Annotated in this window: 23 protein-coding genes; 9 read left to right on the top strand and 14 right to left on the bottom strand. The window is 67.6% G+C overall.

Annotated elements, in window-relative coordinates; all coding sequences use genetic code 11:
* Window positions 1–2: 2 nt before the first annotated feature.
* Window positions 3–773 carry a substrate-binding periplasmic protein gene (locus tag BKX93_RS11825; protein WP_046167649.1) on the bottom strand — a complete coding sequence of 257 codons (771 nt, stop codon included), beginning with the start codon at window positions 771–773 and terminating at the stop codon, window positions 3–5.
* A gap of 189 nt (window positions 774–962) precedes the next feature.
* Between BKX93_RS11825 and dkgB the strand changes: the two genes are divergently transcribed.
* Together dkgB and BKX93_RS11815 are read left to right on the top strand one after the other, a co-directional pair.
* Complete coding sequence (dkgB, locus tag BKX93_RS11820) at window positions 963–1,760, top strand: 2,5-didehydrogluconate reductase DkgB (RefSeq protein WP_235429455.1); 798 nt, start codon at window positions 963–965, stop codon at window positions 1,758–1,760.
* 68 nt (window positions 1,761–1,828) lie between these two features.
* Window positions 1,829–2,170, top strand: a complete 342-nt coding sequence (locus BKX93_RS11815) for an FKBP-type peptidyl-prolyl cis-trans isomerase (RefSeq protein ID WP_046158668.1) — start codon at window positions 1,829–1,831, stop codon at window positions 2,168–2,170.
* Window positions 2,171–2,612: 442 nt separating this feature from the next.
* On the opposite strand, the gene BKX93_RS11810 is transcribed toward BKX93_RS11815, so the two are convergent.
* From BKX93_RS11810 to BKX93_RS11795, 4 genes are all read right to left on the bottom strand, one after another.
* The gene (locus BKX93_RS11810; protein ID WP_052717505.1) at window positions 2,613–4,247 is read right to left on the bottom strand and encodes a hypothetical protein; all 1,635 of its coding nucleotides are present in this window, start codon (window positions 4,245–4,247) and stop codon (window positions 2,613–2,615) included.
* A 206-nt stretch (window positions 4,248–4,453) separates the two neighbouring features.
* A complete protein-coding gene (locus tag BKX93_RS11805; RefSeq protein ID WP_070979937.1) occupies window positions 4,454–5,998 on the bottom strand; it encodes a DHA2 family efflux MFS transporter permease subunit in 1,545 nt (514 codons plus the stop codon).
* A gap of 7 nt (window positions 5,999–6,005) precedes the next feature.
* Complete coding sequence (locus BKX93_RS11800; protein WP_070979935.1) at window positions 6,006–7,148, bottom strand: HlyD family secretion protein; 1,143 nt, start codon at window positions 7,146–7,148, stop codon at window positions 6,006–6,008.
* A gap of 36 nt (window positions 7,149–7,184) precedes the next feature.
* Window positions 7,185–8,630 carry an efflux transporter outer membrane subunit gene (locus tag BKX93_RS11795; protein WP_070979933.1) on the bottom strand — a complete coding sequence of 482 codons (1,446 nt, stop codon included), beginning with the start codon at window positions 8,628–8,630 and terminating at the stop codon, window positions 7,185–7,187.
* Between the two features lie 114 nt (window positions 8,631–8,744).
* Here BKX93_RS11795 and BKX93_RS11790 point away from each other — a divergent pair, with 114 nt between their 5' ends.
* The 3 genes from BKX93_RS11790 (at window position 8,745) to BKX93_RS11780 (ending at window position 12,090) form a co-directional block, all read left to right on the top strand.
* Window positions 8,745–9,347 carry a TetR/AcrR family transcriptional regulator gene (locus BKX93_RS11790; RefSeq protein WP_046158672.1) on the top strand — a complete coding sequence of 201 codons (603 nt, stop codon included), beginning with the start codon at window positions 8,745–8,747 and terminating at the stop codon, window positions 9,345–9,347.
* 16 nt (window positions 9,348–9,363) lie between these two features.
* Complete coding sequence (locus tag BKX93_RS11785) at window positions 9,364–9,930, top strand: DinB family protein (protein ID WP_222103251.1); 567 nt, start codon at window positions 9,364–9,366, stop codon at window positions 9,928–9,930.
* A gap of 225 nt (window positions 9,931–10,155) precedes the next feature.
* A complete protein-coding gene (locus BKX93_RS11780) occupies window positions 10,156–12,090 on the top strand; it encodes a methyl-accepting chemotaxis protein (protein WP_070979931.1) in 1,935 nt (644 codons plus the stop codon).
* A gap of 267 nt (window positions 12,091–12,357) precedes the next feature.
* On the opposite strand, the gene BKX93_RS11775 is transcribed toward BKX93_RS11780, so the two are convergent.
* The gene (locus BKX93_RS11775) at window positions 12,358–13,263 is read right to left on the bottom strand and encodes a LysR family transcriptional regulator (protein ID WP_070979929.1); all 906 of its coding nucleotides are present in this window, start codon (window positions 13,261–13,263) and stop codon (window positions 12,358–12,360) included.
* 114 nt (window positions 13,264–13,377) lie between these two features.
* Between BKX93_RS11775 and BKX93_RS11770 the strand changes: the two genes are divergently transcribed.
* Both BKX93_RS11770 and BKX93_RS11765 read left to right on the top strand, forming a co-directional pair.
* The gene (locus BKX93_RS11770) at window positions 13,378–14,799 is read left to right on the top strand and encodes an MFS transporter (protein WP_070979928.1); all 1,422 of its coding nucleotides are present in this window, start codon (window positions 13,378–13,380) and stop codon (window positions 14,797–14,799) included.
* Window positions 14,796–15,212 carry a hypothetical protein gene (locus tag BKX93_RS11765; protein WP_145929304.1) on the top strand — a complete coding sequence of 139 codons (417 nt, stop codon included), beginning with the start codon at window positions 14,796–14,798 and terminating at the stop codon, window positions 15,210–15,212. Before BKX93_RS11770 ends, BKX93_RS11765 begins: the two co-directional genes overlap by 4 nt.
* 7 nt (window positions 15,213–15,219) lie before the next feature.
* On the opposite strand, the gene BKX93_RS11760 is transcribed toward BKX93_RS11765, so the two are convergent.
* Window positions 15,220–15,858 (bottom strand): NAD(P)-dependent oxidoreductase, encoded by a 639-nt coding sequence (locus BKX93_RS11760; protein WP_070979925.1) that lies wholly within the window; start codon window positions 15,856–15,858, stop codon window positions 15,220–15,222.
* A 133-nt stretch (window positions 15,859–15,991) separates the two neighbouring features.
* Here BKX93_RS11760 and BKX93_RS11755 point away from each other — a divergent pair, with 133 nt between their 5' ends.
* Complete coding sequence (locus BKX93_RS11755; RefSeq protein ID WP_070979923.1) at window positions 15,992–16,900, top strand: LysR family transcriptional regulator; 909 nt, start codon at window positions 15,992–15,994, stop codon at window positions 16,898–16,900.
* On the opposite strand, the gene BKX93_RS11750 is transcribed toward BKX93_RS11755, so the two are convergent.
* Window positions 16,870–17,820: a LysR family transcriptional regulator gene (locus tag BKX93_RS11750; RefSeq protein ID WP_046167640.1), complete on the bottom strand. Its 951-nt coding sequence runs from the start codon at window positions 17,818–17,820 to the stop codon at window positions 16,870–16,872. The genes BKX93_RS11755 and BKX93_RS11750 overlap by 31 nt on opposite strands.
* Before the next feature lie 218 nt (window positions 17,821–18,038).
* A complete protein-coding gene (locus tag BKX93_RS11745) occupies window positions 18,039–19,418 on the bottom strand; it encodes an MFS transporter (RefSeq protein WP_070979921.1) in 1,380 nt (459 codons plus the stop codon).
* A 121-nt stretch (window positions 19,419–19,539) separates the two neighbouring features.
* Here BKX93_RS11745 and BKX93_RS11740 point away from each other — a divergent pair, with 121 nt between their 5' ends.
* Window positions 19,540–20,442 carry a LysR family transcriptional regulator gene (locus BKX93_RS11740; RefSeq protein WP_046156118.1) on the top strand — a complete coding sequence of 301 codons (903 nt, stop codon included), beginning with the start codon at window positions 19,540–19,542 and terminating at the stop codon, window positions 20,440–20,442.
* 14 nt (window positions 20,443–20,456) lie between these two features.
* Here the strand turns inward: BKX93_RS11740 and BKX93_RS11735 are convergent, their stop codons facing one another.
* The 5 genes from BKX93_RS11735 to BKX93_RS11715 all read right to left on the bottom strand — a co-directional run bounded on the left by BKX93_RS11735 (window position 20,457) and on the right by BKX93_RS11715 (window position 22,968).
* Window positions 20,457–20,765 (bottom strand): RebB family R body protein, encoded by a 309-nt coding sequence (locus BKX93_RS11735; protein ID WP_021476926.1) that lies wholly within the window; start codon window positions 20,763–20,765, stop codon window positions 20,457–20,459.
* Between the two features lie 29 nt (window positions 20,766–20,794).
* A complete protein-coding gene (locus BKX93_RS11730; RefSeq protein WP_021476925.1) occupies window positions 20,795–21,112 on the bottom strand; it encodes a RebB family R body protein in 318 nt (105 codons plus the stop codon).
* A gap of 32 nt (window positions 21,113–21,144) precedes the next feature.
* Window positions 21,145–21,462, bottom strand: coding sequence for a RebB family R body protein (locus BKX93_RS11725; protein ID WP_046156119.1), 318 nt, complete (start codon window positions 21,460–21,462; stop codon window positions 21,145–21,147).
* A gap of 92 nt (window positions 21,463–21,554) precedes the next feature.
* Complete coding sequence (locus BKX93_RS11720) at window positions 21,555–22,172, bottom strand: hypothetical protein (protein WP_052729171.1); 618 nt, start codon at window positions 22,170–22,172, stop codon at window positions 21,555–21,557.
* Between the two features lie 268 nt (window positions 22,173–22,440).
* Window positions 22,441–22,968, bottom strand: coding sequence for a hypothetical protein (locus tag BKX93_RS11715; RefSeq protein ID WP_070979919.1), 528 nt, complete (start codon window positions 22,966–22,968; stop codon window positions 22,441–22,443).
* Window positions 22,969–22,974 lie beyond the last annotated feature (6 nt).

Below are 22,974 nucleotides of genomic sequence, written 5' to 3'. Positions count from 1 at the left end.
GCTTAGCCGCCGGCGTCCAGATAGAAGCGGATGCGCCGCCGGGTTAGCTCGTCGCGCTGGGCGGAGATGGCGTTCCACAGGCAATCCACTTGCCTGGGATGGCTGGCGGCGTAGCGGCGCGAGACCGGCAGGAAGTAGGGTTTGGTGCTGATGGGCAACGCCAGCTTGCGCACCGGCAGCGCCGGATTGCGCGCCAGGTAGGCGTCGCCCAGCGTCTCGTGCACCGCGTAGGCGTCGATGCGCTTGCCGGCCAGCTTGTCGAAGTTCTGCGCCACGCTGTTGGCGGTTTCCGCCGGGATGCCCAGCCGCTGCAGATCTGTGTTGATCGACCAGCCGGCGTTGGCGCCGACGCTGCGGCGCAGATGGGACAGCTTCTTGCCGTCCCAGCCGACGTCGCTGTCGCGGCGCACGTAGAGCGCGTAACTGAGCGTGGCCAGCCGCCGCGCCTCGTCCGGTTTGCCGCCTTGCAGCGGAAAGGCGGCGTAGGCGGCGCGCTCGGCGGTGTAGGAAAGCATCATCACGGCGTCCAGCGTGCCGTGCTCCAGCTCCTTCAGCAGCCGCGCGCCAGGCAGCAGGCGAATATCGGCCTTCAGCCGGCAACTGCGCGCGGCCGCCTGCACCAGCTCCACCGACAGGCCGGGACGGCGCGGGTCCAGCGTGTCATTGCCCATCTTGTAGGGCGGAAAGGCCTGATCGCCTATGCCCACCGTCAGCGTTTCCCCGACGGCGGCGACGCTGAGGCCGCAAGCGAACAGCAGAATCAATGGTTTCATGCCGGGAAGCCTACCCTTCGGACATTATCGTCAATGTAACGTTTTGGGTCTTGTTAGGATAGTCCGCCAGGCAGGAAGGCATGGCGGCTGGCTTGCGGCGGCTTGCTCGGGTAGGCTGGAAGCTTTCCATGCCGGGGGCATGAGAGCATGCCTCCGGTCTTAATTCAAATAAGGAAACGCATCGTGCAAATGCCGAAACTGGGAGTGGGCACCTTCCGCCTGAAAGAACAGCAGGCCGAGGAGTCGGTGACGATGGGCCTGGAGCTGGGCTACCGCCACATCGACACTGCGCAGATCTACCGCAACGAGGCCGATGTCGGCCGCGCCATCGCCAAGGGCGGCGTGCCGCGCGGCGAACTCTACGTCACCACCAAGATCTGGACCGACAAGTTCGGCCAGGGCAAGCTGATTCCCAGCCTGCGCGAGAGCCTGGACAAGCTGGGCCTGGACCAGGTGGACATGACGCTGATCCACTGGCCGTCGCCCAAGGACGAGGTGCCGATGGCGGTGTACATGGAGCAGCTGGCGGAGGCGAAGCAACTGGGGCTGACGCGTGAGATCGGCGTGTCCAACTTCACCATCGCCCACCTGCGGCAGGCCATCGCGGCTGTCGGCGCCGACGCCATCGGCACCCACCAGCTGGAAGTGCATCCCTATCTGCAGAACCAGAAGGTGCGCGCCTTCTGCCGCGAGCACGGCATCGCGCTGACCGGCTACATGCCTCTGGCCTACGGTCGCGTTGTCAGCGATCCGGTTCTGCAGGCCATCGGCCAGAAGCATGGCGCGACGGCGGCTCAGGTGGCCTTGGCCTGGCAGCTGCGGCAGGACATCGCGGTGATTCCGTCGTCCACTAAGCGGGCCAATCTGGCGGCCAATCTGGACGCGCTGAAGCTGCGGCTGGATGAGGACGACATGACGCGCATCGCCCGGCTGGAAGACGGCGGCCGCATCGCCAACCCGGACTTCGCGCCAGCCTGGGACGCCTGATCCATCGCTCGCCGCGCGGAGTACAATGGCGGTTTTCGCCCCGCGCGGCGTTTTGTGGATGAAGAGCAATGAGCGAAGAGCTGAAGATCGAGGACTTGGTGGTGGGCGAGGGCAAGGAGGCGGTGCGCGGCGCGCTGATCACCAGCCATTACACCGGCTGGCTGGAGGATGGCAGCAAGTTCGACTCTTCTGTCGACAAGGGCCGGCCGTTCCAGTGCGTGATCGGCACCGGCCGCGTGATCAAGGGCTGGGACCAGGGGATGATGGGCATGAAGGTGGGCGGCAAGCGCAAGCTGTGGGTGCCGGCGCATCTGGCCTACGGCGAGCGCCAGATCGGCGACCGCATTCCGGCGAATTCCAATCTGGTGTTCGAGATCGAGTTGCTGGAAGTGCTGACGCGGGATGATTGATCAAGCTGCGAGCGCAGCGAGAGGCTCATTCGAGTCAATTTAAAGTGGATGTTTCGTAGAGCCCGCTGCGCGGACGATGATTAGGGCGGTTCCGCCCGCGCTACGGGCAAGAGGGCTGCCCGGCCAGCCCTCTTGCAACTCCAGGCCGCCCCTGCAGACCGCGATTTCCGCCCGGAAAGCCAAGGGCAAGGCGCTGGCAAACTCGGCGCGCGCTAACGTCGCGCGCCTCAAACAGTCGCCAGCTTAAAACCTTGCCCTCGACTTTTCGGACGGCGCGTCCTGAAAGGGGAAATGGGGCGCGTCGCATGGATTGGAGCTTCGGGAGCCCAAGCCGCGCAGCGCGGGTTCGCCAGCGGCGATGCCCGCGGCCGGATGGTGCGCGGCATCGGGAGTCGAGCATGAAAAGAGGCCCATTTGGGCCTCTTGTCGTTTCCGCCGCCCATCAATAACCGATGTTCTTCACCGCCTGCGGGCCCAGCCGCTGGCACAGCTGCATCAGGTACAGGCTGTCCGGACCGACGCGGACGTTGGCCGAGTCCACCGCGCCCAGCTTGGGCGGCACCGGCACGCCTTGGGCGTCCGGCACATTGGGCGTCAGCGCGCCGCTGCTGCCTATCGCCCAGTTGGTCGCGCCCGGCGGCGCGGCGATGGCCAGTTGATCCGCCTTGGCATTCCACGCCACGGCCCAACCGATGCTCCAGCCGTGGCCGCTGCCGTCGGCGCCGCGGTTGCCCAGCGCGATGGCGCCGCTGACGTCGGCGTTGTCCACCAGCAGGCCGGTGGCCCAGCGCTGGTGCGGCTCGATATTGCCGCAGGCCTCGGCGCGGCCGCTGAAGTTCAGCAGCACGTTGGGGCCGCCGGCCTGGGCCTGGGTGGCGTAGTAGAACGATTTCTTGCTGCCGTTGGACGCGCTGCGGTCCACCAGCACCTGGCTGCCGGCGATGCTGAACTCGAATGCCTTGGCGCCGGAGCAGTCGACATTGTTGTGGTCGTGGCTCAGCACCACTTTTTTCAGCGTCAGCCGCCGCCCCTGCTTGCCGACCACCACGCCGCCGGTGAAGTTGTGCGCCTGGATGTCGCTGAGCCAGCCGTCGGCCAGATTGTCCAGATTGGCCACCGCGTAGTCGGTTCCGCTGCCGCGCGGCTGGCCTTCCAGCGCCAGATGCTCGGCGCCGATCTGGCCGGCGATGCCGCTGGCCGCGTATTTCTGCACGCTGCCGCCATTCGTCCCCAGATAGCCGCTGTCGAAGGAGTCGGACAGCGGGATGTCCAGCGCCAGCTGCGATCCCTTCACCGCGGTGACCGTGCGCAGCCAGATTTCGTTGTTGTTGCCGGCGTTGATCCAGGTTTGCGGCTTGCCGTCGCGGACCAGCTGATCCATGGCCATGAAGCGTATCCATTCGGCGCTGGCGCGGCGGCGGATCATCACCGCGTCGCCGGGCTTGAAGCCGGAGGCGTCGGCAACGTGGATCACGCTGGCGCCGGAGGGCAGATAGCCGTCGGCGATGGCGGCTGCGGCGCCGGCCGGCGTCAGGCTGGCGCTCGCGCCGCCCAGGCTCAGCATGGCGTGGCCGGCGCCTTGCGCCTTCAGCACGGTGCCGCCCGCGCCGGAACCGCTGCCGCGCAGCACCACGCCGTCGCTGGCCAGCTGGATCGGCGATTCGAGCAGGAAGGCGCCGGGGGCCAGCAGCACCGCGCCGCGCACGCCGTTCACCGCCGGCAAGGCCGCCACTTTGGCGATAGCGGCCTGGATGTTGGCGAGGTCGCTGGCGGCATTGCCGCTGGGTTTGACCGTCGCCTTCACCGGCGCGGCCGGCAGCGCGACGCCGCCGCCCATGTAGCCGGCGCTGGAGAAGTCCATGATGCGGTCGCCGTTGCTGTTCAGCGGCGCATAGGCGAGGCCGCCCTGGCCATCGTCCTTCACCCAGCGGCTGCGCGCGGTTTCCTTGCCCCACAGCGCCTGGCAGGACTGGGCGAAGGCGTCATGGCGGATGGCCTGGAGCGGCGCGGCTGCGGCGGCCTGGCAGGCGAGCGCGGCGGCAGTGGCGAGCGCCAGCCGCTTGATCGAATGCTTCATTGCTGAGGGTTTCCTGTCTGCGTTGAATGGAAGGCGGAGGCGCGGGTGGTCTTGATTATTTTTAAGGCATATTGATAGCACGCAGTATATGCAAGCGTCTGTTACGAGATGGCGGCCGTATGTAAAGACTGGCCTTCGATACAGGGCAAAAAAAAAGCCCCGGCCACAAGGGCGCGGGGCAAGTGGTGAAACGCGGGTCGAGAAACTCAGTGAGCCTGGCTGGTGTCGGCGACGCGGCTGGGCCTGGGCGCCAGCCAGATCGCGCAAGCGGCGACGACGAAGGACAGCCCCGCCAGCCAGAAGATCTGGTTGGTGGACAGCATGATGCTTTGCGCCTGCAGCGTCTGTTCGATCACGCCCCAGGCCGCGCTGTCGGACAGGCCGCCGCCTTGCAGCGCGCGCAGCGCGTCGCCGCCGCCGTCCACCATGCCGGCCAGCTCGGCGTGGTTGTAGCTGGCCTTGTCGTCCCAGGCGGTGGTGACCAGCGAGGTGGCGAAGGCGCCGGACAGCGTGCGCATGAAGCTCATCAGGCCGGCGGCCGAGGCCACTTCCGCCGGCTCCACGCTGGCCAGCGCCAGGCCGGTCAGCGGCACGAAGAAGAAGGGCATGCCCAGCCCCTGGAACAGCAGCGGCAGCGCCACTTGCCAGAAGCCCATGTCGGTGGTGGAGAAGCTGCGGTACAGGGTGACGCAGCCCAGCCACATCACGCCGCAGAACACCAGCTTGCGCGGATCCATCCGCGAGGACAGCTGGGCGGCGATCGGCGCCGCCATCACCGCCAGCACGCCGCTCATCGCGGTGGCGTAGCCGGCCTGGGTGGCGGTGTAGCCCATATAGGCTTGCAGCCACTGCGGCGTCAGCACGGTGGCGCCGAAGAACGAGCCGAACGCCAGCGAGATGGTCAGCACGCTGGCCCAGAAGCCGCGGTGGCGGAACACCCTGAGGTCGACGATGGGCTGGGCGTCGGTCAACTCCCAGATCAGGAAGGCGGCGAAGCCGACCAGCGCCACGATGGCCATGCCGACGATGGCCGGCGAGGCGAACCAATCCAGCTCCTTGCCCTTGTCCAGCATCAGCTGCAGCGACGCCACCCACACCATCAGCAGCGCCAGTCCGATCACGTCTATCCGCAGCTTGAACACCTGGCTCTGGTAGCGCTTGAGCAGGTTCCAGCCCAGGAGGCCGCAGCCCAGCGCGATCGGCACGTTGATGTAGAAGATCCACGGCCAGCTGGCCTGGTCGCACAGCGTGCCGCCCAGGATGGGGCCCATGATGGGCGCCACCAGCGTGGTCATGCTCCACAGCCCTATCGCCGCGCCGGCTTTCTGTTTGGGGAAGATCTGCAGCAGCAGGGTCTGAGACATCGGCATCAGCGGGCCGCCAGCCAGGCCTTGCAGCACGCGGAACAGCACCAGCGTCTCCAGCGAGCCGGCCAGGCCGCACAGCATGGAGAACAGGCCGAACAGCAGCATCGAGCCGACGAACAGCCGCACGGTGCCGAAGCGCGCCGCCAGCCAGCCGGTCAGCGGCACGATGATGGCCTCGGCCACCGCGTAAGAGGTGATGACATAAGTGCCCTGGCTGGACGACACCGCCAGGCCGCCGGCGATATTGGGCACCGACACGTTGGCGATGGTGGTGTCCAGCACCACCATGAAGTTGGCGGCGGCCAACACCAGCGCCGCCAGCCACAGCATATTGCCGGTCAGCGGCCGCTGGACGCCGTCGGCCGCGGGATTCGCGCTAGACATGGCGGCCTCACTCGCTGACGTCGACGGTGGCTTCCATCGACAGCCCCACTTGCAGCGGATGGGCCTTCAGTTCGGCCGGGTCCAGCGCGACGCGCACCGGCAGCCGCTGCACCACCTTGATCCAGTTGCCGGTGGCGTTCTGCGCCGGAATCATCGCGAAGGCGGAGCCGGAGCCGCCGGACAGGCCGGCCACCTTGCCGTGGTAGACCACCTTGTTGCCGTAGAGGTCGGCGGTCAGCTCCACGGGCTGGCCGACGCGCACCTTGCTCAATTGCACTTCCTTGAAGTTGGCGTCCACATGCGCGTCCTGCAGCGGCACCACCGACATCAACGGCGTGCCGGACTGCACCCGCTGCCCCACCTGGGCCTGGCGCTTGGCCACCACGCCGTCCACCTGGGCGCGGATCACCGTGCGGGAGAGGTCCAGGCTGGCCTGATCGCGCTTGGCGCGCGCCAGCGCCACTTCCGGATTGTCGGCCACCGTGGTGTCGGCGGTCAGCGTCTGGTTGGCTTTCAGGCTGCCGACCGCGGCGCGGTAGTTGGCTTCGCTCTGGCGGCTGGCGGCTTCTGCGGCCTTCAGGCTGGCCGATGCGGTGGCGTAGGCGTTTTGCGCGTTGCTCAACTCCTCGCCGGACACCGAGCCGCTTTTCGCCAGCGTCTGGCGGCGCTGCAGGTCGAGCTTCGCGCGCTCCAGGTCGGCGCGGGCCGACGCCAGCTGCGCGGCGGAGCGGGCCTGGTCGGCGCTGCGGGCCTGGGCCTGGGCGCTCAGGCCCTCGTCGTTGGCGAAGTAGCCCTTCACCCGGCGCTCGGCGCGGGCGAGGTCGGCTTCGGCCTGGGCCAGGGCCAGCTTGGCGTCGCTGTCGTTCAGCGTCACCAGCACGTCGCCGGCCTTCACCGCCTGGGTGTCGACTACCTTCACCTGCTGGATGGTGCCGGCCACTTCGGGCGTCACCTGGGCGATCTCGGCGGCGACATAGGCGTTGTCGGTGCTGACATGGTGGGAGCCGAGCAGCGTCCAGTAGCCGCCGTAGGCGACGGCCGCGGCGGCGACGGCGCCGAACAGCAGCGTGAACAGCTTCTTGCGTTGCAGGGGATGGCCGGCGGCGGCGGGCGCCGCGGAGGCCGGCAGGGCTTGTGCGTTTTCGCTCATGGCGGGTATTCCTTGCGTGTATGTTCCCCGGCCGCCTCAGCGGGCGGCCTGTTGTTCGGTTTGCCGGTATCCGCCGCCCAATGCCTTGACCAGGGCGACGTCCAGCGAGAAGCGGCGGGCCTGCAGACTGGCCAGGCTGCGGCGGGCGGCGATCACGCTGTCTTCGGCGGTCAGCACGTCCAGGTAATTGGCGAGGCCGCCGTCGAAGCGGTTCTGGCTGACGCGGTAGGCCTCGTCGGCCGCTGTCAGCGCCTCCTGGCGCTGTTGCAGCTGCGGCGTCAGCGCGGCCTGGCTGGAGACGGCGTCGGCCACTTCGCGCAGCGCCTGGCTCAGCGTGGCGTCGTAGCTGGCGACGGCGGCGTCGTAATCGCCGCGCGCGGCGCGGTACTGGCCCTGTAGCTGGCCGCCGCGGAAGAGGGGAAGATGGATCGCGGGGCCGACGCCGGCTATGCCGGAACCGGCCTTGTCGAACAGCCCCAACCCCAGCGACTGGGCACCGACGAAGGCGGTGAGGTTGACGTTGGGGTAGAACTGGGCTTCGGCGACGTCGATACGCTTGGCCGCGGCCTCGGCGCGGAGCCGGGCGGCCGCCAGATCCGGTCGGCGGCCCAGCAGCTCGGCCGCCAGCGCGGCCGGGAGCTTCTGTTCGCGAAACAGGCCGGGGCCGGGACGGGCGATGGCCAGGCCGCGGTCTGGTCCGGCGCCGATCAGCGCCGCCAGGCTATGGCGTTGCAGGGCGATGCTTTCGTCGGCGGCGGCCAGGTCGGCGCGGGCGGCGGCCTCGCGCGATTCGGCCTGGCGCAGCACGCCGCGGGTGTCCATGCCTTGCTGCCAGCGCTGCAGCATCAGCTTGGAGGTGTGCGCGCGCACCTCCAGCGCCTGGGCGGCGGCGTCGCGCTCGGAAAACAGCCGCGCCAGCTCGGCGTAGCCGGCGGCCAGCGAGGTGGTCAGCATCAGCCTGGCCTGGGCCGCGTCGGCGCGGGCGGCGGTCAGCTCGGAGGTCGCGGCGGCCAGCGAGGCGCGGTTCTTGCCCCAGAAATCCAGCTCATAGCTGAAATCCAGCGTGGCGCGGCCGCTGGTGTTGAAGCCGGCCGGCGCCGGCATCCCGTTGTTGTAGCTTTGCTTGTCGCGGTTGATAGCCGCGTTCAGGTCCGCGCCGGGCAGCCGCGCGGCGCCGGCCTGCTGGGCCAGGCCTTCGGCGCGCTCGACGCGGGCCCGGGCGGCGGCGAGGTCGGGCGCCTGGCTCAGCGCCTCGTCCATCAGCGCGTTCAACTGCGCGTCGCCGTATTTTTTCCACCATTGCTCATTGGCCCAGACGCCGTCCGAGGCGGGCAGGCTTTGCGTATTCTGGTATTGTTGCAGCGGTTTGATCTGCGGCGCCGGGCCCATGTCCGGCGTCGTCGCGCAGCCTCCCATCAGCGCCAGCGCTGCGGAGAGGCCGGCCGCTGGCAGCGGCCGCCAGCGGAAATATGCGGTTTTCATCGTCTCTGTCCGGTAATGTTTTGATTTAACTGTACGGTACGGTATAGTTATATGGCGAGACGTGATTTCTTGTCAAGAAAATTTGAACTGTACTGTTCAGTTTTAAGGATGGATATGCGCACAAAAAGCGAAAACAAGCGCCAGGGCTTGGTGGCGGCAGCGACCGAAGTCTTCGTCGAACGCGGCTACGAGGCGGCGTCGATGTCCGAGATATCGGCCCGGGCTGGCGGCTCCAAGGCCACGCTGTACAATTATTTTCCGTCCAAGGAAGCCTTGTTCCTGGACGTGATGCGCTCGCTGACGGCGGAGCTGTCGTCGGCCTATGTCAAGCTGCAGCCGGGCGGCGACCTGGAGGAGATGCTGCGCGCTTTCGGCGTGGCCTTCCTCGATAGCCTGTTCAGTCCCCAGCTGCGCGCGCTGCACGCGATCGTGATGGGCAGCGGCAGCCGCAGCGAGGTGGGGAGGCTGTTTTACGAGAACGGCCCGAAGTCGGGCTGGACCAAGCTGGCGAATTTCATGGCGGCGGAGATGGAGGCGGGGCGGCTGCGCCAGGCGTCGCCGTGGACCGCCGCCATGCATTTCCACGGCCTGCTGCAGTCGGAATGCCAGGCGGCGATGATGACCGGCCTGATCGACGAGTTGGCGCCGGCGTCGGAGCGGCCGGGCAGGGTGGCGGACGCGGTCAGGGTGTTCCTGGCGGCCTATGGCGTGAAATGACATCGGGAAGTCCGCCGTGAGACAATGGGAAACTTATCCCACGCAGGCGCCGTCCGGCGCGAAAGGCCGCAAGATGAGTCTTCCCGATCTGTTCCCCTCGCTGTTCCGCTACAAGGCCTGGGCCGATGAAGAGCTGTACGCGCTGACGGCCCAGCTGGATGGCGAAGCCCATCCAGACAAGCGCCATCTCGTGGTCCGCATCCTCAACCACATCCACGTGGTGGACCGCATCTTCGCCGGCAATCTGACCCGTCGGCTGCACGGCTACGCCGGCACCAACACGCCGGAAACGCCGGAGCTGGCCGGCCTGCTGGCGGCTGTGCGCGAAACCGACGCCTGGTACGTCGGCTACGCCAGCGGCCTGAGCGATGCCGAACTCGCCGAGAATGTCGATTTCACCTTCACCGACGGCGGCCATGGCCGGATGAGCCGAGCCGAGATGCTGATGCAGGTGATCACCCACGGCGGCTATCACCGCGGCGCGGCGGGACGCGTGCTGGCCGAATGCGGCCTGCAGCCGCCGCGCGACCTTTACACCCGTTTCCTGCACGACACTCAGCCGGCGCGTCGGCAGCCCGGCTGAGTTGTGGCAATTACTCCACATGAAGAAGTGTCGCTGAAAATATTCTTCATGGCGAAAACATAAGGGCTTGTTACAATTGCCGCCGCCATTACGGCGGCATGCTTTTCAGATGGAGACGGAGTCCGCTCCGGCTCGCGCTGCCGCCGTCTGGCGGGCGCAGCGTGCGCGGATATGCGGTCCGGCGGCGCCGGACATTTTTCGTCTCTTCCTGGAAAGCCAGCAAGCATGTTCAAGAACTGGTCGGTCAAACAGAAAATCCTGGTCAGCGTCGCGCTGATCCTGCTCATCGCGCTGGCCATCGCCGGCACGGTGTCCACCCGCATGTTCCAGTCGGCGCTGACCGAGCGCCTGGAGCAGCATGAACTGAAGGCGACGGTGGAGGGCATACGCAACGAGCTGGACGCCTCCATCGCGCTGCCCTTGAGCCAGACCCGCCAGCTGGCCGCCAACACCTATCTCTTGGACTGGACCGCGGCCGGCGAGCCCGAGTCCGGCATCGGCCCCTGGCAGCGCTACGCCAAGGCGCTGATGCAGACTTCCGGCGCGTCCATCATCTCCTGGACCTCCGAAGCCACGCTCAACATCTACATCGATCACACTACCGTCAAGGCCGATCCCAAGGGCAACGACAAGTGGCTGGCCGACTTCCTGGCCTCCGGCCGCGACAGCCAGTTCACGCTGGGTTCGGAAACCGGCAAGCAGCAGGTGATGATGTTCGTCAACGTGCTGGCCAACAAGGGCCAGGCCGGCCACCGCGCGGTGGCGGCGCTGGGCTTCGACGTCACCCAGATGGCCGAGCGCGTGCGCAAGATGGCGGTGGGCGAGCGCGGCCAGGTCTACGTGGTGGACGCCTCCGGCCAGGTGCGGCTGCACCGCGATCCGGCGGCGATGCAGAAGAAAACCTTGCTGGCCGACCTGCCCGGCCTGTCGGCGATCGCGCCGCAGCTGCTGAACAAGTCCGGCTTCAACCTGGCGCATTTCGACGGCCCGGGAGGCCCGACCATCGCCGCCTCCAGCTATATGCCCAACGCCGACTGGTTCGTGGTGGTGGAGATGGACGCCAATGAGGTGTATGGAGCGGTGACGCGCACCATCTGGTGGGTGGCGGCGATTGACGCGGTGGTGCTGCTGCTGTCGCTGCTGGTGATCTGGCAGGTGTCCGGCTTCATCAGCCGGCCGCTGGTGCAGCTGCGCGACGCGATGCGCGCGCTCAGCTCCGGCCACGGCGACCTGACCATGCGGCTGCCGGCCGACAGCCGCGACGAAACCGGCCAGGTGGCGGCGGCGTTCAACCAGTTCATGGAGCAGCTGCGCGGCATGTTCCAGCAGGTGCGCGAACAAAGCGGCCAGCTGCACCGCAGCGCCGGCGAGCTGGCGCGGATGACCGAGCGCTTGTCGGCCGGTTCGCGCCACAACGCCGACCTCAGCGAAACCACGGCGGCCACCATCGAGCAGCTGTCAGTCAGCGTCAGCCACATCGCCGGCAACTGCCACGGCACCGCCGAGGCGGTGCAGCAGGCCGGCGCGCTGTCGTCGCAGAGCGCGGAGGCGGTGGGCAAGGTCAGCGTCGAGATCGGCTCGGTCGCATCGTCGATGGACGAGGTGAAGACGGTGATGGAGGAGCTGGAGCGCCGCTCGGCCCAAGTGGGCAGCATCGCCGGCGTGATCAAGGACATCGCCGACCAGACCAATCTGTTGGCGCTGAACGCGGCGATCGAGGCGGCGCGCGCCGGCGAGCAGGGCCGCGGCTTCGCGGTGGTGGCGGACGAGGTGAGGAAGCTCGCCGAGCGCACCAGCCAGGCCACGGTGGAGATCGACGACATGGTCGGCGGCATGCAGCAGGGCTCGGGCCAGGCGCGCGAGCGCGTGGCGAAGACCTACGGCGCGGTGCAGGGCGGCGTGGAACTGGCCGAGGAAGCGCAGCGCCAGATCGCCGAAATCCAGTCCAGCATGCAGCTGGTGGTGCGCCAGGCGGCAGAGATCCGCGACGCCGCCAGCGAGCAATCCAAGGCCACCGAGGACATGGCGCGCACCGCCGAGCAGATGTCGTCGCAGGCGCTGCAGTCGGACTCCGAGATCGGCCGCGCCGGCCAGGTGGTGGCCGACCTGGAGCGCTTGTCGCAGTCGCTGGAGGGCGTGGTGTCGCGCTTCAAGCTGTAAGAATCTGCTAACGATCTTCTGCCCGTTTTTTAGGCTTGGCTGGTCAGAAACCGCGTATCCGATGCGCCACCAGTCCCTTCAAACCTGACGGGACCCGGCGGGTAGCCGAAGGCCAGGCTTGCAGGGTGGCTTTTAGGGGGAGGGGATGTTTGGCCAAGCAAATATCCCCTCCCTGCTGGCCGGGCAGCCCCGGCTATGAAAATCATTATCCGCGTAGCGGATTCACAACCATGAAGATCGTAGACAGGTTGCGGGAGGGGGAAAGGTTCAGCCCTCCCTTTGCCGCGCCGCGAGGTAGTCGGCGAAAAAGTCGATGAAGGCGCGCACTTTTTCCGGCAGGTGGCGGGTGTCCGGGTAGACCGCGTACACCCCTTGGCGCGGAAAGCGCCAATCCGGCAGCAGGCTCTCCAGCGCGCCGGCGGCCACATCGTCTTTTACCTGCCAGTCCGGCAGCAGCGCCACGCCGCAGCCCTGGCGCGCGAAGTCCAGCAAGGCGCCCGAGGTGTCGGCGGTTACGCGCGGCGCGTCGCCGGCGTCCAGCATCGCCTCGCCATTTTGTCCCGTCAGCTTCCAGCGCAGCGGCGCCGCCAGCCGGCTGTGCGCCAGCCAGTCGGCGCGGGAAAGGTCGTCCACGCTTTCCACTTGCTTTCCGGGCTGCGCCAGATAGCCGGGCGACGCCACCGGCCAGATGTCGAATTCCTCCAGCAGCCGCGCGCGGTAGCTGGAGTCGCTCAGCGAGCCCAGCCGGATCGCCACGTCCACCTGTTGAGAAATCAGGTCGGCATGCCGCGACGACGACTCCAGCCGCACCGTCAGCCGCGGATGCAGCCGGGAGAAGGCCGCCAGCGCCGGAATCACCCGGCGGCGGCCGTATTCCGGCGTGGTGCTCACGCTTAGCGTGCCCTGCAGGCCGCCGTGGCCGCGGCGCGCGTCGTCCATAGCCGTTTGCGCCATGCGCAGCACATGCAGGCAGTCCTGGTAGAAGCGCCGGCCGGTTTCGGTCAGCTGCAGCCGGCGCGTGCTGCGGGTCAGCAGCGCCACGCCCAGCTCGGCCTCCAGCTGTTTCAGGTTGAAGCTGACCACCGCCTTGCTGTGGCCCAGCGCCTCGGCGGCGGCGGTCAGCGAGCCGCTTTCCACGATGGCGGCGAAGATGCGGAAGCGTTGCAGGCTCATGTCTTGGCGGGCTTTATTGTCAAAATGATTTTGACAGTTTAATCGATTGTCGGTGGTTTTTCCGGCCATCGGGCGAGACTAAGCTGGCCTCCGTCAAGCAAGGAGGTTGGATGCATGGAGTATCGCAAACGCGTGGCCGCGGTGTACCTGTTGGGGTTTTTCATCGATTTGGCCAATCTTTTCGTCGGCAATGTCGCCTTTCCCGACATCGCCCGCACCTTCCATCGCGACGTGGCGGAGCTGACCTGGGTGGGCACCGCCTACATCCTGGGGCTGACCGCGGTGATTCCGCTGGGCAACTGGCTGGCGGCGCGCTGGGGCGGCAAGCGGGTGTTCGTCGCCTCGCTGCTGCTGTTCATGGCGGGGTCGGCCGGCGCGGCGCAGGCCGGCTCGCTCGCCGCGCTGATCGCCTGGCGCGCGCTGCAGGGCCTGGGCGGCGGCTTGCTGATTCCGCTGGGCCAGACCATGACCTATCGCTTGTACCGGCCGGCGGAGCGGCCGGGTCTGACCGCGATGATTTTGCTGGTGGGCCAACTGGCGCCGGCCCTGTCGCCGACGCTGGGCGGGCTGGCGCTGGACGCGCTGGGCTGGCGCTGGATTTTCTGGCTCAACCTGCCGCTGGCGGCCGTGCCGTTGGTTCTGGCGCTGCGCTGGCTGCGCGAGGAGCGCGAGCCGGAGCCTGCCGCCGGCCTGGACTGGCTTGGCCTGCTGCTGGGCAGCCTGGCATTGCTGCTGGCCTTGCAAGGGCTCAGCGATCTGGCTCAGCCGTCCACCTGGGCGCGCGGCGGCGCGCTGCTGGCGGCGGGTCTGGCGCTGGGCGCGGCTTACGCGCGGCACAGCCGCCGGCACCCGCGGCCCATCTTGCGGCTGGAGTTGCTGCGCGAGCCGCTGCTGCGGATGTCGATGCTGATGTATCTGCTGGTGCCGGGCGTTTTCATGGGCGTCAGCCTGGTGGCGATGCTGTATCTGCAGCAGGTTCTGGGCGTGTCGGCGTCCGCGGCCGGCTTGTTGATGTTGCCGTGGTCGCTGGGCGCGTTTACCGCGATCACCTTGACCGGGCGCGGCTACCGCAGCTTGGGGCCCAGGCCGCTGCTGATGGCCGGCGCGCTGGCGCAGGGCATCGGCTTTCTGAGCTTGCTGGCGATAGACCGCTCCGGGCAACTGCCCTGGCTGGCCGCCAGCTACGCGCTGATGGGCCTGGGCGGCACCTTGTGCAGCAGCGCCAGCCAGAGCACCGCCTTCCTGAGGGTGGAGCCGGCGCGGATGGGCGAAGCCAGCGCATTGTGGAACATCAATCGCCAGATCAGCTTCTGCATCGGCATGGCCCTGGCCAGCGTGCTGCTGAACCTGCTGCTTTCCAGTCAAGGCATCGCCGATCCGGCGGCGCCTGCGGCGCGGGAGCTGGCGGTGCGGGCCTTCCATCTATGTTTTCTGGCCGCCGCCTTGACCATGCTGCCGCCCTTATGGCTGGGCAGCCGGATAGGCAATGCGGAGGTGTTGCGTTTATTGAATCGTCCTCGAATGGGAGAAGCATGATGAAGAAAGATGAATTGGCGGTATGGGCGCAGGTTCGCGACACTTTGGCGCAGATCGCGCGCTGGCTGGGCGACGGGCCGCATGGCGAGGAAGCACTGGCGGAACTGATGGCGGGTTTCGACGCCGGCTTCGCCATGGTGGCGCCAAGCGGCGCGCGGCTGGATGGGCAGGGACTGCGGGCCTTCTTCCAGGGCGCGGCAGGCAGCCGGCCGGGACTGGAAATCAAGTTGGAGTGGATGACGCTGCTGATGGGAGATGGGGACGCCGCGACGGTGGCCTACTACGAAACGCAGACGCTGGCGGACGGCAGCGGCAACGGCCGCCACGCGACGGCCGTGCTGTTCCGGGACGGCGCCAACTGGCGCTGGCGCCATCTGCAGGAAACCGGGGAGGCTGTCTGGCCTCCCCGTTGATGGGCGATCAGTAGCCGACGGTGAAGCGGCTGCGCTGGTGCTCGCCTTTTTCCAGCTCGTCGATCATGGCGACGGCGTAGTCTTCCACCGAGATGTGGCTGTTGCCTTCGGCATCGACCAGCAGCTGGTCCTTGCCCAGGCGGAACTGGCCGGTGCGCTGGCCCGGCTGCAGCATCGCCGACGGGCTCAGCAGCGTCCAGTTCAGCTCGGTTTCGGCGCGCAGCAGGTTCAGCGCTTCGCGGGCGCCCAGCGCCGAGGCCTTCCATTGTTCCGGGAATTCCGGAGTGTCCACCAGCTGCACGCCGGGGGCCACTTCCAGGCTGCCGGCGCCGCCGACCACCAACAGGCGCGGAGCCTGGACGGCCTTGGCCGCGGCGATGATGGAGCGGATGCCTTTGACGAAGTAGTCGAGCTGTTCGGCCTGGGCGTGGCCGCTGAAGGCGCTGAGCACGGCGTCGAAGCCTTTCAGTTGTTCGGCCAGCTGGGCGCTGTCCTGCACGTCGACCTTGGCGGCGGTCAGGTTGGCTTGCGCTTCGATGCGTTCCGGGCGGGAAACCAGCGCGGTGACGTGGTGGCCGCGGGACAGGGCTTCTTTCAACAGGGCGGAACCGACATAGCCGCTGGCGCCGATCAGTGCGATTTTCATGGTGAGACTCCTGGTTTGATATCGGATTGAGGCGCCGCGTCGCAGCGCTGATGGAATGCATGATGCGCTTTTCGATTGATCTGATAAACGGCTGAAACCATAATTGATTGTTATTGAAAAATTGACAGTCGATATGGCGCGAGGCGTAGAGGGCAATCTGGAAGGGCTGCAGATCTTCGTGGCGGTGGCGGAGGCAGGCGGCTTCACCGCCGCCGCCGAGCGGCTGGGAATGACCAAGGCCAACGTCAGCCTGCAGGTGGGCCGGCTGGAGGCGCAGCTGGGCGCGACGCTGTTCACCCGCACCACGCGGCGGGTGAAGCTGACCGAGGCCGGCCAGGCCTTGTACCTGGACGCGCAGCCGGCGCTGGCGGCCCTGCGCGACGCGCTGCTGCAGGCCGGACACGGCGCGGCGGCGTTGTCCGGCACGCTGCGGCTGACCGCGCCGGTCAGCCATATGGCGGAATCGGTGGTGCCGGCGGCCACGCAATTCATCCGCCGGCATCCCGGCTTGCAGCTGGAGCTGCACGCCATAGACCGCATGGTGGACCTGGTGGCGGAGGGGATGGACCTGGCCATCCGCCTGGGCACGCTGCGCGATTCCTCGCTCAGGGCGCTGAAGCTGGGGGAGTTCGCCCAGCAGCTGGTGGCGTCGCCGGCCTATCTGCGCGATCGGGGCATGCCGGCGCATCCCGGCGAGCTGGCGGGGCACGACTGGGTGGCGCTGACGCTGCTGAAGACGCCGCTGACCTGGCGGTTTTCCGTCGCGGGCGGCGAGGAGGAGACGGTGAGGATGCGCGCGCGGATCAAGGTGGATTCCGCCGCCTCGCTGCGTTCGCTGCTGCTGGCGGGGGCGGGGATGTCGGTGCTGGATTCGTTCAGCGTGCAGGAGGATCTGCGCCAGGGCCGGCTGGTCCATCTGTTGCCGCAATGGACCTTGCCCAAGGGCGGCGTCTACGCGGTGTTTCCGCCGGGCCGCCACGCGCCGGCGGCGGCGCGCGCCTTTGTCGAGTTTTACCGGGTGATGCTGGCGCGGCCGGCCTGATCCATCTGGTTTTCCGGCAGCGCGGCTGCGACGCGCGGCAGCACGAAATCGATGAAGGTCTGGTATTTGCGCGTCAGCGGCGCGCGGAACGGGTGGACCAGGTAGATCGGCCAATAGTCGCAATGCCATTCAGGCAGCACCCGCGTCAGCTCGCCGTCGCGCAGATGGCTTTGCACCGCGTAATCAGCCAGCATCGTGATGCCGTGCCCTTTCAGCGCCAGATGGGTTCGCAGCGGATAGTCGTTCAGGTAGAAAAGCGCGCCGGTCGGCTGGGAAAGCAGCTGTTCGCCGCGCGTGAGCTTGAGTCCGCCGCGCTGTTCGGACTCCATCACCAGCAGCCGGTGCGCGGCCAGGTCGGCGGGCTGGCGGATGGCCGGGTGGCGGGCCAGGTAGGCCGGCGACGCGTACAGATTCTCGCTGGCGTAGCCGGCCAGCCGCGCCACCAGCCTGTCGTCGTGAATGGCGTGGGAGCGCGCCGAGCGCAGGCAGAAGTCCAGCACATCGGCCACCGGGTCCTGCAGCCGGTTGTTCACTTCCAGCGACAGCTGCAAGCCGGGGTGCGAGGCGGCGAGCTCGCTCAGCGCCGGGCCCAGCACGTGCTGGGCCAGCGACGAGGTGGTGCTGACCGTCAGCGGGCCTTCGACGTCGCTTTGCGTTTCGTCCACCGCCATCCGCGCCTGAGCCACCGTCTCCCGCAGCCTGGCCGCGTGCGGGCGCAGCCGTTCGCCGGCCTCGGTCAGCGCCACCTTGCGCGTGGTGCGCAGCACCAGCGCCGCGCCCATTTCCCGTTCCAGCTCCTTGATCCGCGCGCTGACCAGGCTTTTGTGGCAATCCAGCAGATCGGCGGCGGCGGTGAAGCTGCCGGCGCGCGCCAGCGCGTCGAAGGCCAATAGGTTGTCTGGCGAGGGCATTGTTTTCATATCGGGACAATCTTTCCGAAATTGCGCGTTTATTCGCAAGGATTCGAAAACTATCCTAACACGCATCTCAACCGTACTCAGAAAGCGAGCCGTGCGATGCGTTACCTCTACCGTTTATACCCGTGGCTGTTTCAACGTGAGATCACCATGCGCTGCCGCCTCAGCCGGCGCCGGCATTGGGAGGCGGAGGCGCGGCGCGTGATGTTTTGACATCGCGGTCAGCGCGTCGCCGCGAGCGGCGACGCCTCCCGTTCCGCGGCGGGAATCCGGCTGGCCGCCCAGGCCGCGCCCAGCGTCGCCAGCGCGGCCAGGCCGAGGCCAAGCGGCAGCGCCTGGCGCGGATCGGCGCTGTGGCCCACCACCAGCGCCGCGCCGGCGGTGCCGACCAGGGCGCCGGTCTGGCGGATGGCGTTCAGCACGGCGGATGCGGTGCCGGACAGCTGCGGCGGCGCGCTTTCCAGCACGGTGGCGGTCATCGGCGCGATGGCGAGCGCGGTGCCCAGCGCCAGCGGCAGCATGGCCAGCAGCGACCAGGCCAGCGCATGGCCGTCGGCGAGGGCCAGCAGCAGGTAGCCGGCGGCGGAGAGCAGCAGGCCGCCGCGCATCTGGCGGCGGGCGCCCAATCTCGGCAACAGGCGTCCGGCGACGATGTTGCCGGCGATCAGGCAGGCGGCCAGCGGCAGCATGGCCAGGCCGGCATGCAGCGCGTCCAGGCCCAGACCTTGCTGCAGATAGAGGCTGAGCAGCAGCAGGCTGCCGAAATAGGCGACGCCGATGGCGAAGCCCACCCAGTTGGCGGCGGCGAAGGCCGGATGGCGGAACAGCGCCGGCGGCACCATCGCCTGCGGGTTGGCTTGCTCCAGCCGCCAGAACAGCCGGCCGCTGGCGGCGACGGCCAGCAACAGGGCGAGCAGGACGGGAGCCGGCAGGCGCGGCCCCTCGATCAGCGCGTAGCTGGCCAGCGACAGCGTCAGCATGCCGGCGGCCTGGCCCGGCAGGTCCGCGCCGCGGGACGGCGACGCCTCCCGGAACGGCACCACGAAGGGGATGGCCAGCAAGGCGGCGAGGCCAATGGGCACATTGATCAGGAAAGCGCCGCGCCAGCCCAGCGGCCCCAGCAGCAGGCCGCCCAGCACCGGACCCGCCGCCGCGGCGCTGGCGGACAGGCCGCCGTACAGGCCGACGGCGCGCGCGCGCTCGGCGGGATGGGGAAAGGCGTGGCGCAGCAGGCCGAGCGAGCTGGGGATGAACAGCGCGGCGGCCATGCCTTGCAGCAGCCGGAAGAGGATCAGCGTTTGCGCGCCGGGCGCCAGTCCGCACAGCAGCGAGGCCAGCACGAACAGAGCCAGCCCCCAGGCCAGCATCCGCCTGGGGCCGAAGCGGTCGGCCAGCCAGCCGGCGCTGAGCATCAGGCCGGCGAAGCCCAGCGCGTAGGCGTCCACGATCCAGGTGAGCTGGCTGAGGCTGGCGTTCAGGCTGCGTTGCAGCGCGGGCAGCGCCAGGTTGACGATATTGGTGTCCAGCACCGCCATGAACATGCCGGCGCTGAGCGCCAGCAGGGTGGGCAGGCCGGTCTGGATTGGCTTGGAGTCGGACATGGATGAAGTCTTCGGAAGAAACATGCCGGCCATGCTAGGCGAGAACATAATGCGAAAAAATAGACAAATATGATGAATGGTGATGCAATTTCGCATCTATTCAGTAGCAGGCAGGCGCAAAATGAACTGGGACAACGCCCGTTATTTTTTGACACTCGTCCGCGCGGGCACGCTGCGCGCCGCCGCGCAGCAGTTGGGCGTGGACCAGGCCACGGTGGGCCGGCGCCTGCAGGCCTTCGAGGCCGAGATCGGCGGACGGCTGTTTTTGCGCACGCCGCAGGGCTACCAGCTGAGCGAGTCCGGCGCGATGCTGCTGGCCGACGCCGAGCGAATGGAAGCCGCCGCCGACGCCTTCAGCCGCAAGGCCGCGCACAGCGACCGCCAGCTGGCCGGGCCGGTGCGCATCGCCGCCACCGACACTGTGGCCGAGGCTTTCGTCATTCCGGCGCTGGCCGAGCTGTCGCGGCGGCATCCTGAGCTGGAGTTCACGCTGCTGACCGGCTTGTCGCTCAGCGACGTGGCGGCCGGCGAGGTGGATTTCGCCATCCGCAGCCTGCGGCCGGACAAGGGCGAGGTGCTGGTGCGCAAGCTGGCCGCCATCGACATGAGCCTGTACGCGTCGCCGGACTACCTGGCGCGGCGCGGGCGGCCGCAGCCCGGCGACGGCTTCGCCGGCCACGAGCTGCTGATGTTCCCGCGCGACACCGTGCCGCGCCACTGGCAGCGGCTGTGCGGCGAAAGCGTGGACCAGGCGCGCATCGCGCTGCAGGCCAATTCGCAGCTGGCCCTGCGGCAGGCGGCGCTGGCCGGCATGGGCATCGCCATGCTGTCCTGCTTCATCGCCGATCAGGACGCCGGGCTGGAGCGGGTGTGGCCGGATCGGGTGGATCCGGTGGACATGTGGCTGGTATTGCATCCGGATTTGCAGCGGGTGGCGCGGGTGAGGGCGGCGATAGAGGCGGTGGCCGGCTGCTTCGCGATGAAAAAAAACGTCCCGTCGCCGGGGCGAGGGACGTCAGCGTGAGGGCGGGACGGGAATCAGCGCATGAAGCTTTGCAGCACGGTCAACAGGCTGGTCAGGTTGTCGGCAATGCCGCCCTGGCCGACTTTTTCGGTGGCGGCGGCGCCGGCCATGGTATTCAGGCTGTAGATCTGCATGATGCCCTGGTTGGCCGCCGCTTGAGCCAGCGTGTTTTGTTGCTGCTGGGCCGCCACGGCGTTCTGGAACAGAATGCCGGTGGAGTGGGCCATGGTCTGGTAGATGGAACCCATCGCCATGGCGGGCGCTTCGCCGAGCACTTTCACGTTGGATTGGGTGACGGCGTCGGTGATTTGGTCTAGTGCCATTTCACTGCTCCTGGTTTATGGGTGGGGGATTAGCGTTGGTAGCTTTGCAGCACGGTCAGCAGGCTGGTCAGGTTGTCGGCGATGCCGCCCTGGCCGACTTTTTCGGTGCCGGCGGCCCCTGCCATGGTGTCCATGCTGTACACCTGCATCACGCCCATATTGGTGGAGCTTTGGGCCAGCGTGTTTTGCTGTTGCTGCGACGAGATGGCGTTTTCGAACAGGATGCCGGTGGAGTGGGCCATGGTCTGGAAGATGGAGCCCATCGCCATGGCGGGCGATTCGGCGAGCACCTTGACGTTGGTTTGGGTGACGGCGTCGGTGATCTGCGGATTGACGGTGGTTGCCATTTACGTGACTCCTTGTTTCGGGAAGAGGGCGATTAGCGGCGGAAGGACTGCAGCACGGTCAACAGGCTGGTCAGGTTGTCGGCGATGCCGGCCTGCGACATTTTTTCGGTGCCGGCGGCGCCCGCCATCGTATCCAGGCTGTAGATCTGCATCACGCCCATGTTGGCGGCGCTTTGCGCCAGCGTGTTTTGTTGCTGCTGCGCCGAGGTGGCGTTCTCGAACAGGATGCCGGTGGAGTGGGCCATGGTCTGGAAGATGGAGCCCATCGCCATGGCCGGGGACTCGGCCAGTACCTTGACGTTGGTTTGGGTGACGGCATCGGTGATTTGCTCGTTCACGATAGTGGCCATGTGTTGCCTCCTTCAGGTTGGATTGAGAGCGCGCGAGGATCGGGGCGGGATTATCGACTGGCCGTCGACCGTTCGCGCTGCTGAATGGACGCCTAGTCGATCGGCTTGTGAATCTCTTGCGCGTCAGGCGGCATGCCCGGAGATGGGGCGGGCGGTTCGATGCCGGGGGCGGTTGCTGCGGGCGCGTTGAGGGCGGCGGCGCGCTCTTTCGCCTCCATGCGGGCCACCAGCATCTGCAGTTGCTGATTCAGCGGGCCGAAGTATTGCTCGAAGCATGTTTTCACTTCCGCGCGCGCCAGCTTGGTTAGTTGTTCGCCGATCTGCGCCATGACCAGCTGGGTGCTCGGCCGCAGGCCGGCGCCGCCCTGCTGCAATGCCGCGGGGCGCAATTCGGCCAGGGTCTTGCTGCTCTCCAGCAGCTTGAGAATCGCCTGCTCTTCGGTTTCCTGCACTTGCAGCGCCTTGGCGGAGCCGGTCTGAATCGCCTGAAGGATCTCCTTCACGCTGGATCCGGCCTTGGCCTGGTTTTGGGTGATCGCCAGCTGCGCTTGCTGTTTCGCTTGCTGGGCGGCGCCCAGAGGCGCGGGAGGCTGGCTTTGAATGTTTTGCTGCAGGGCGAGCAGCTGTTCCATTTCTTCCGCTTGCAGCGCCCTGCCCAGATATTGTTCCGAGATCTGGCGCAAGTCGGGGTGGAGCGTGTCGTCAGCCATTGCGATCTCCTCGGACTTGGACGCGCAGCGCGGGGAGGCCGTTGCAACGGCGGCGCGAAGCGGCGCTGGCGGGTCTGGTCTTGCCCAGGCGACGGGCAGGCGGGGAGTTCGGATGGCGAGGGGCGTCATGCATGGCGTTTCTCCGGACGGAATGGATGGGAAATCGGCGCGCGAGGCGTTGCCTGCGGGCTGACAGCAGGACGAGCGGGAAGGCCGCTTGTGAAGCGGGAGGCGGAAACCGGCCGCGGGGGGCGGCCGGCGGCGCGGATCAGTTGGTTGGCGACTCGGACTTGGGCGCCAGGAATTGCCGCAGGGAATCGAGCAGGGCGGGGGAGAAGCCGGTCAGCAGCTGTTGCAGATCCTCCTGGTGCACGCCCATGTTTTGCCGGGCGCGCTGGTGCAGCGCGTTGACGGCCAGCAGGTCGTCGGCGCCGCCGCGGGAGTCCAGCAGATTGCGCAGCAGTTCGTAGCTTTGCTCCCGCCACAAGGTGATCAGCTTCAACTGCCAGTTCAGCAACTGATGGCCGAATTGCTGGCTGATGTCCTGGCATTGCTGGCAATAGTCGAGCCAGCCGTCGGCGTCAATATGCTGACGCCATGCTTGCCGCCATTGGCTGCTTTCGCCTTGCTGCCATTCATCCAGCCGCTGGCGCTGTTCCAGTCCGGTTTGCAGCCTGCCTTTCCAGTCGTCGTGGGCGGGGATGCCGGCGAAAAAGAATTGGCGGAACATCGGGTGCCAGGCTTGCCAGCCGGTTTCGCCGTTTTGCAGCCAGGCGTTCAGCGGATGCGCTTCCATATCGAG

This window comes from Chromobacterium vaccinii, assembly GCF_001855275.1.
Classification (GTDB): domain Bacteria; phylum Pseudomonadota; class Gammaproteobacteria; order Burkholderiales; family Chromobacteriaceae; genus Chromobacterium; species Chromobacterium vaccinii.
The sequence above is the reverse complement of the archived record's forward strand: the minus strand, read 5'-3'. Positions and strand labels throughout refer to the sequence as shown.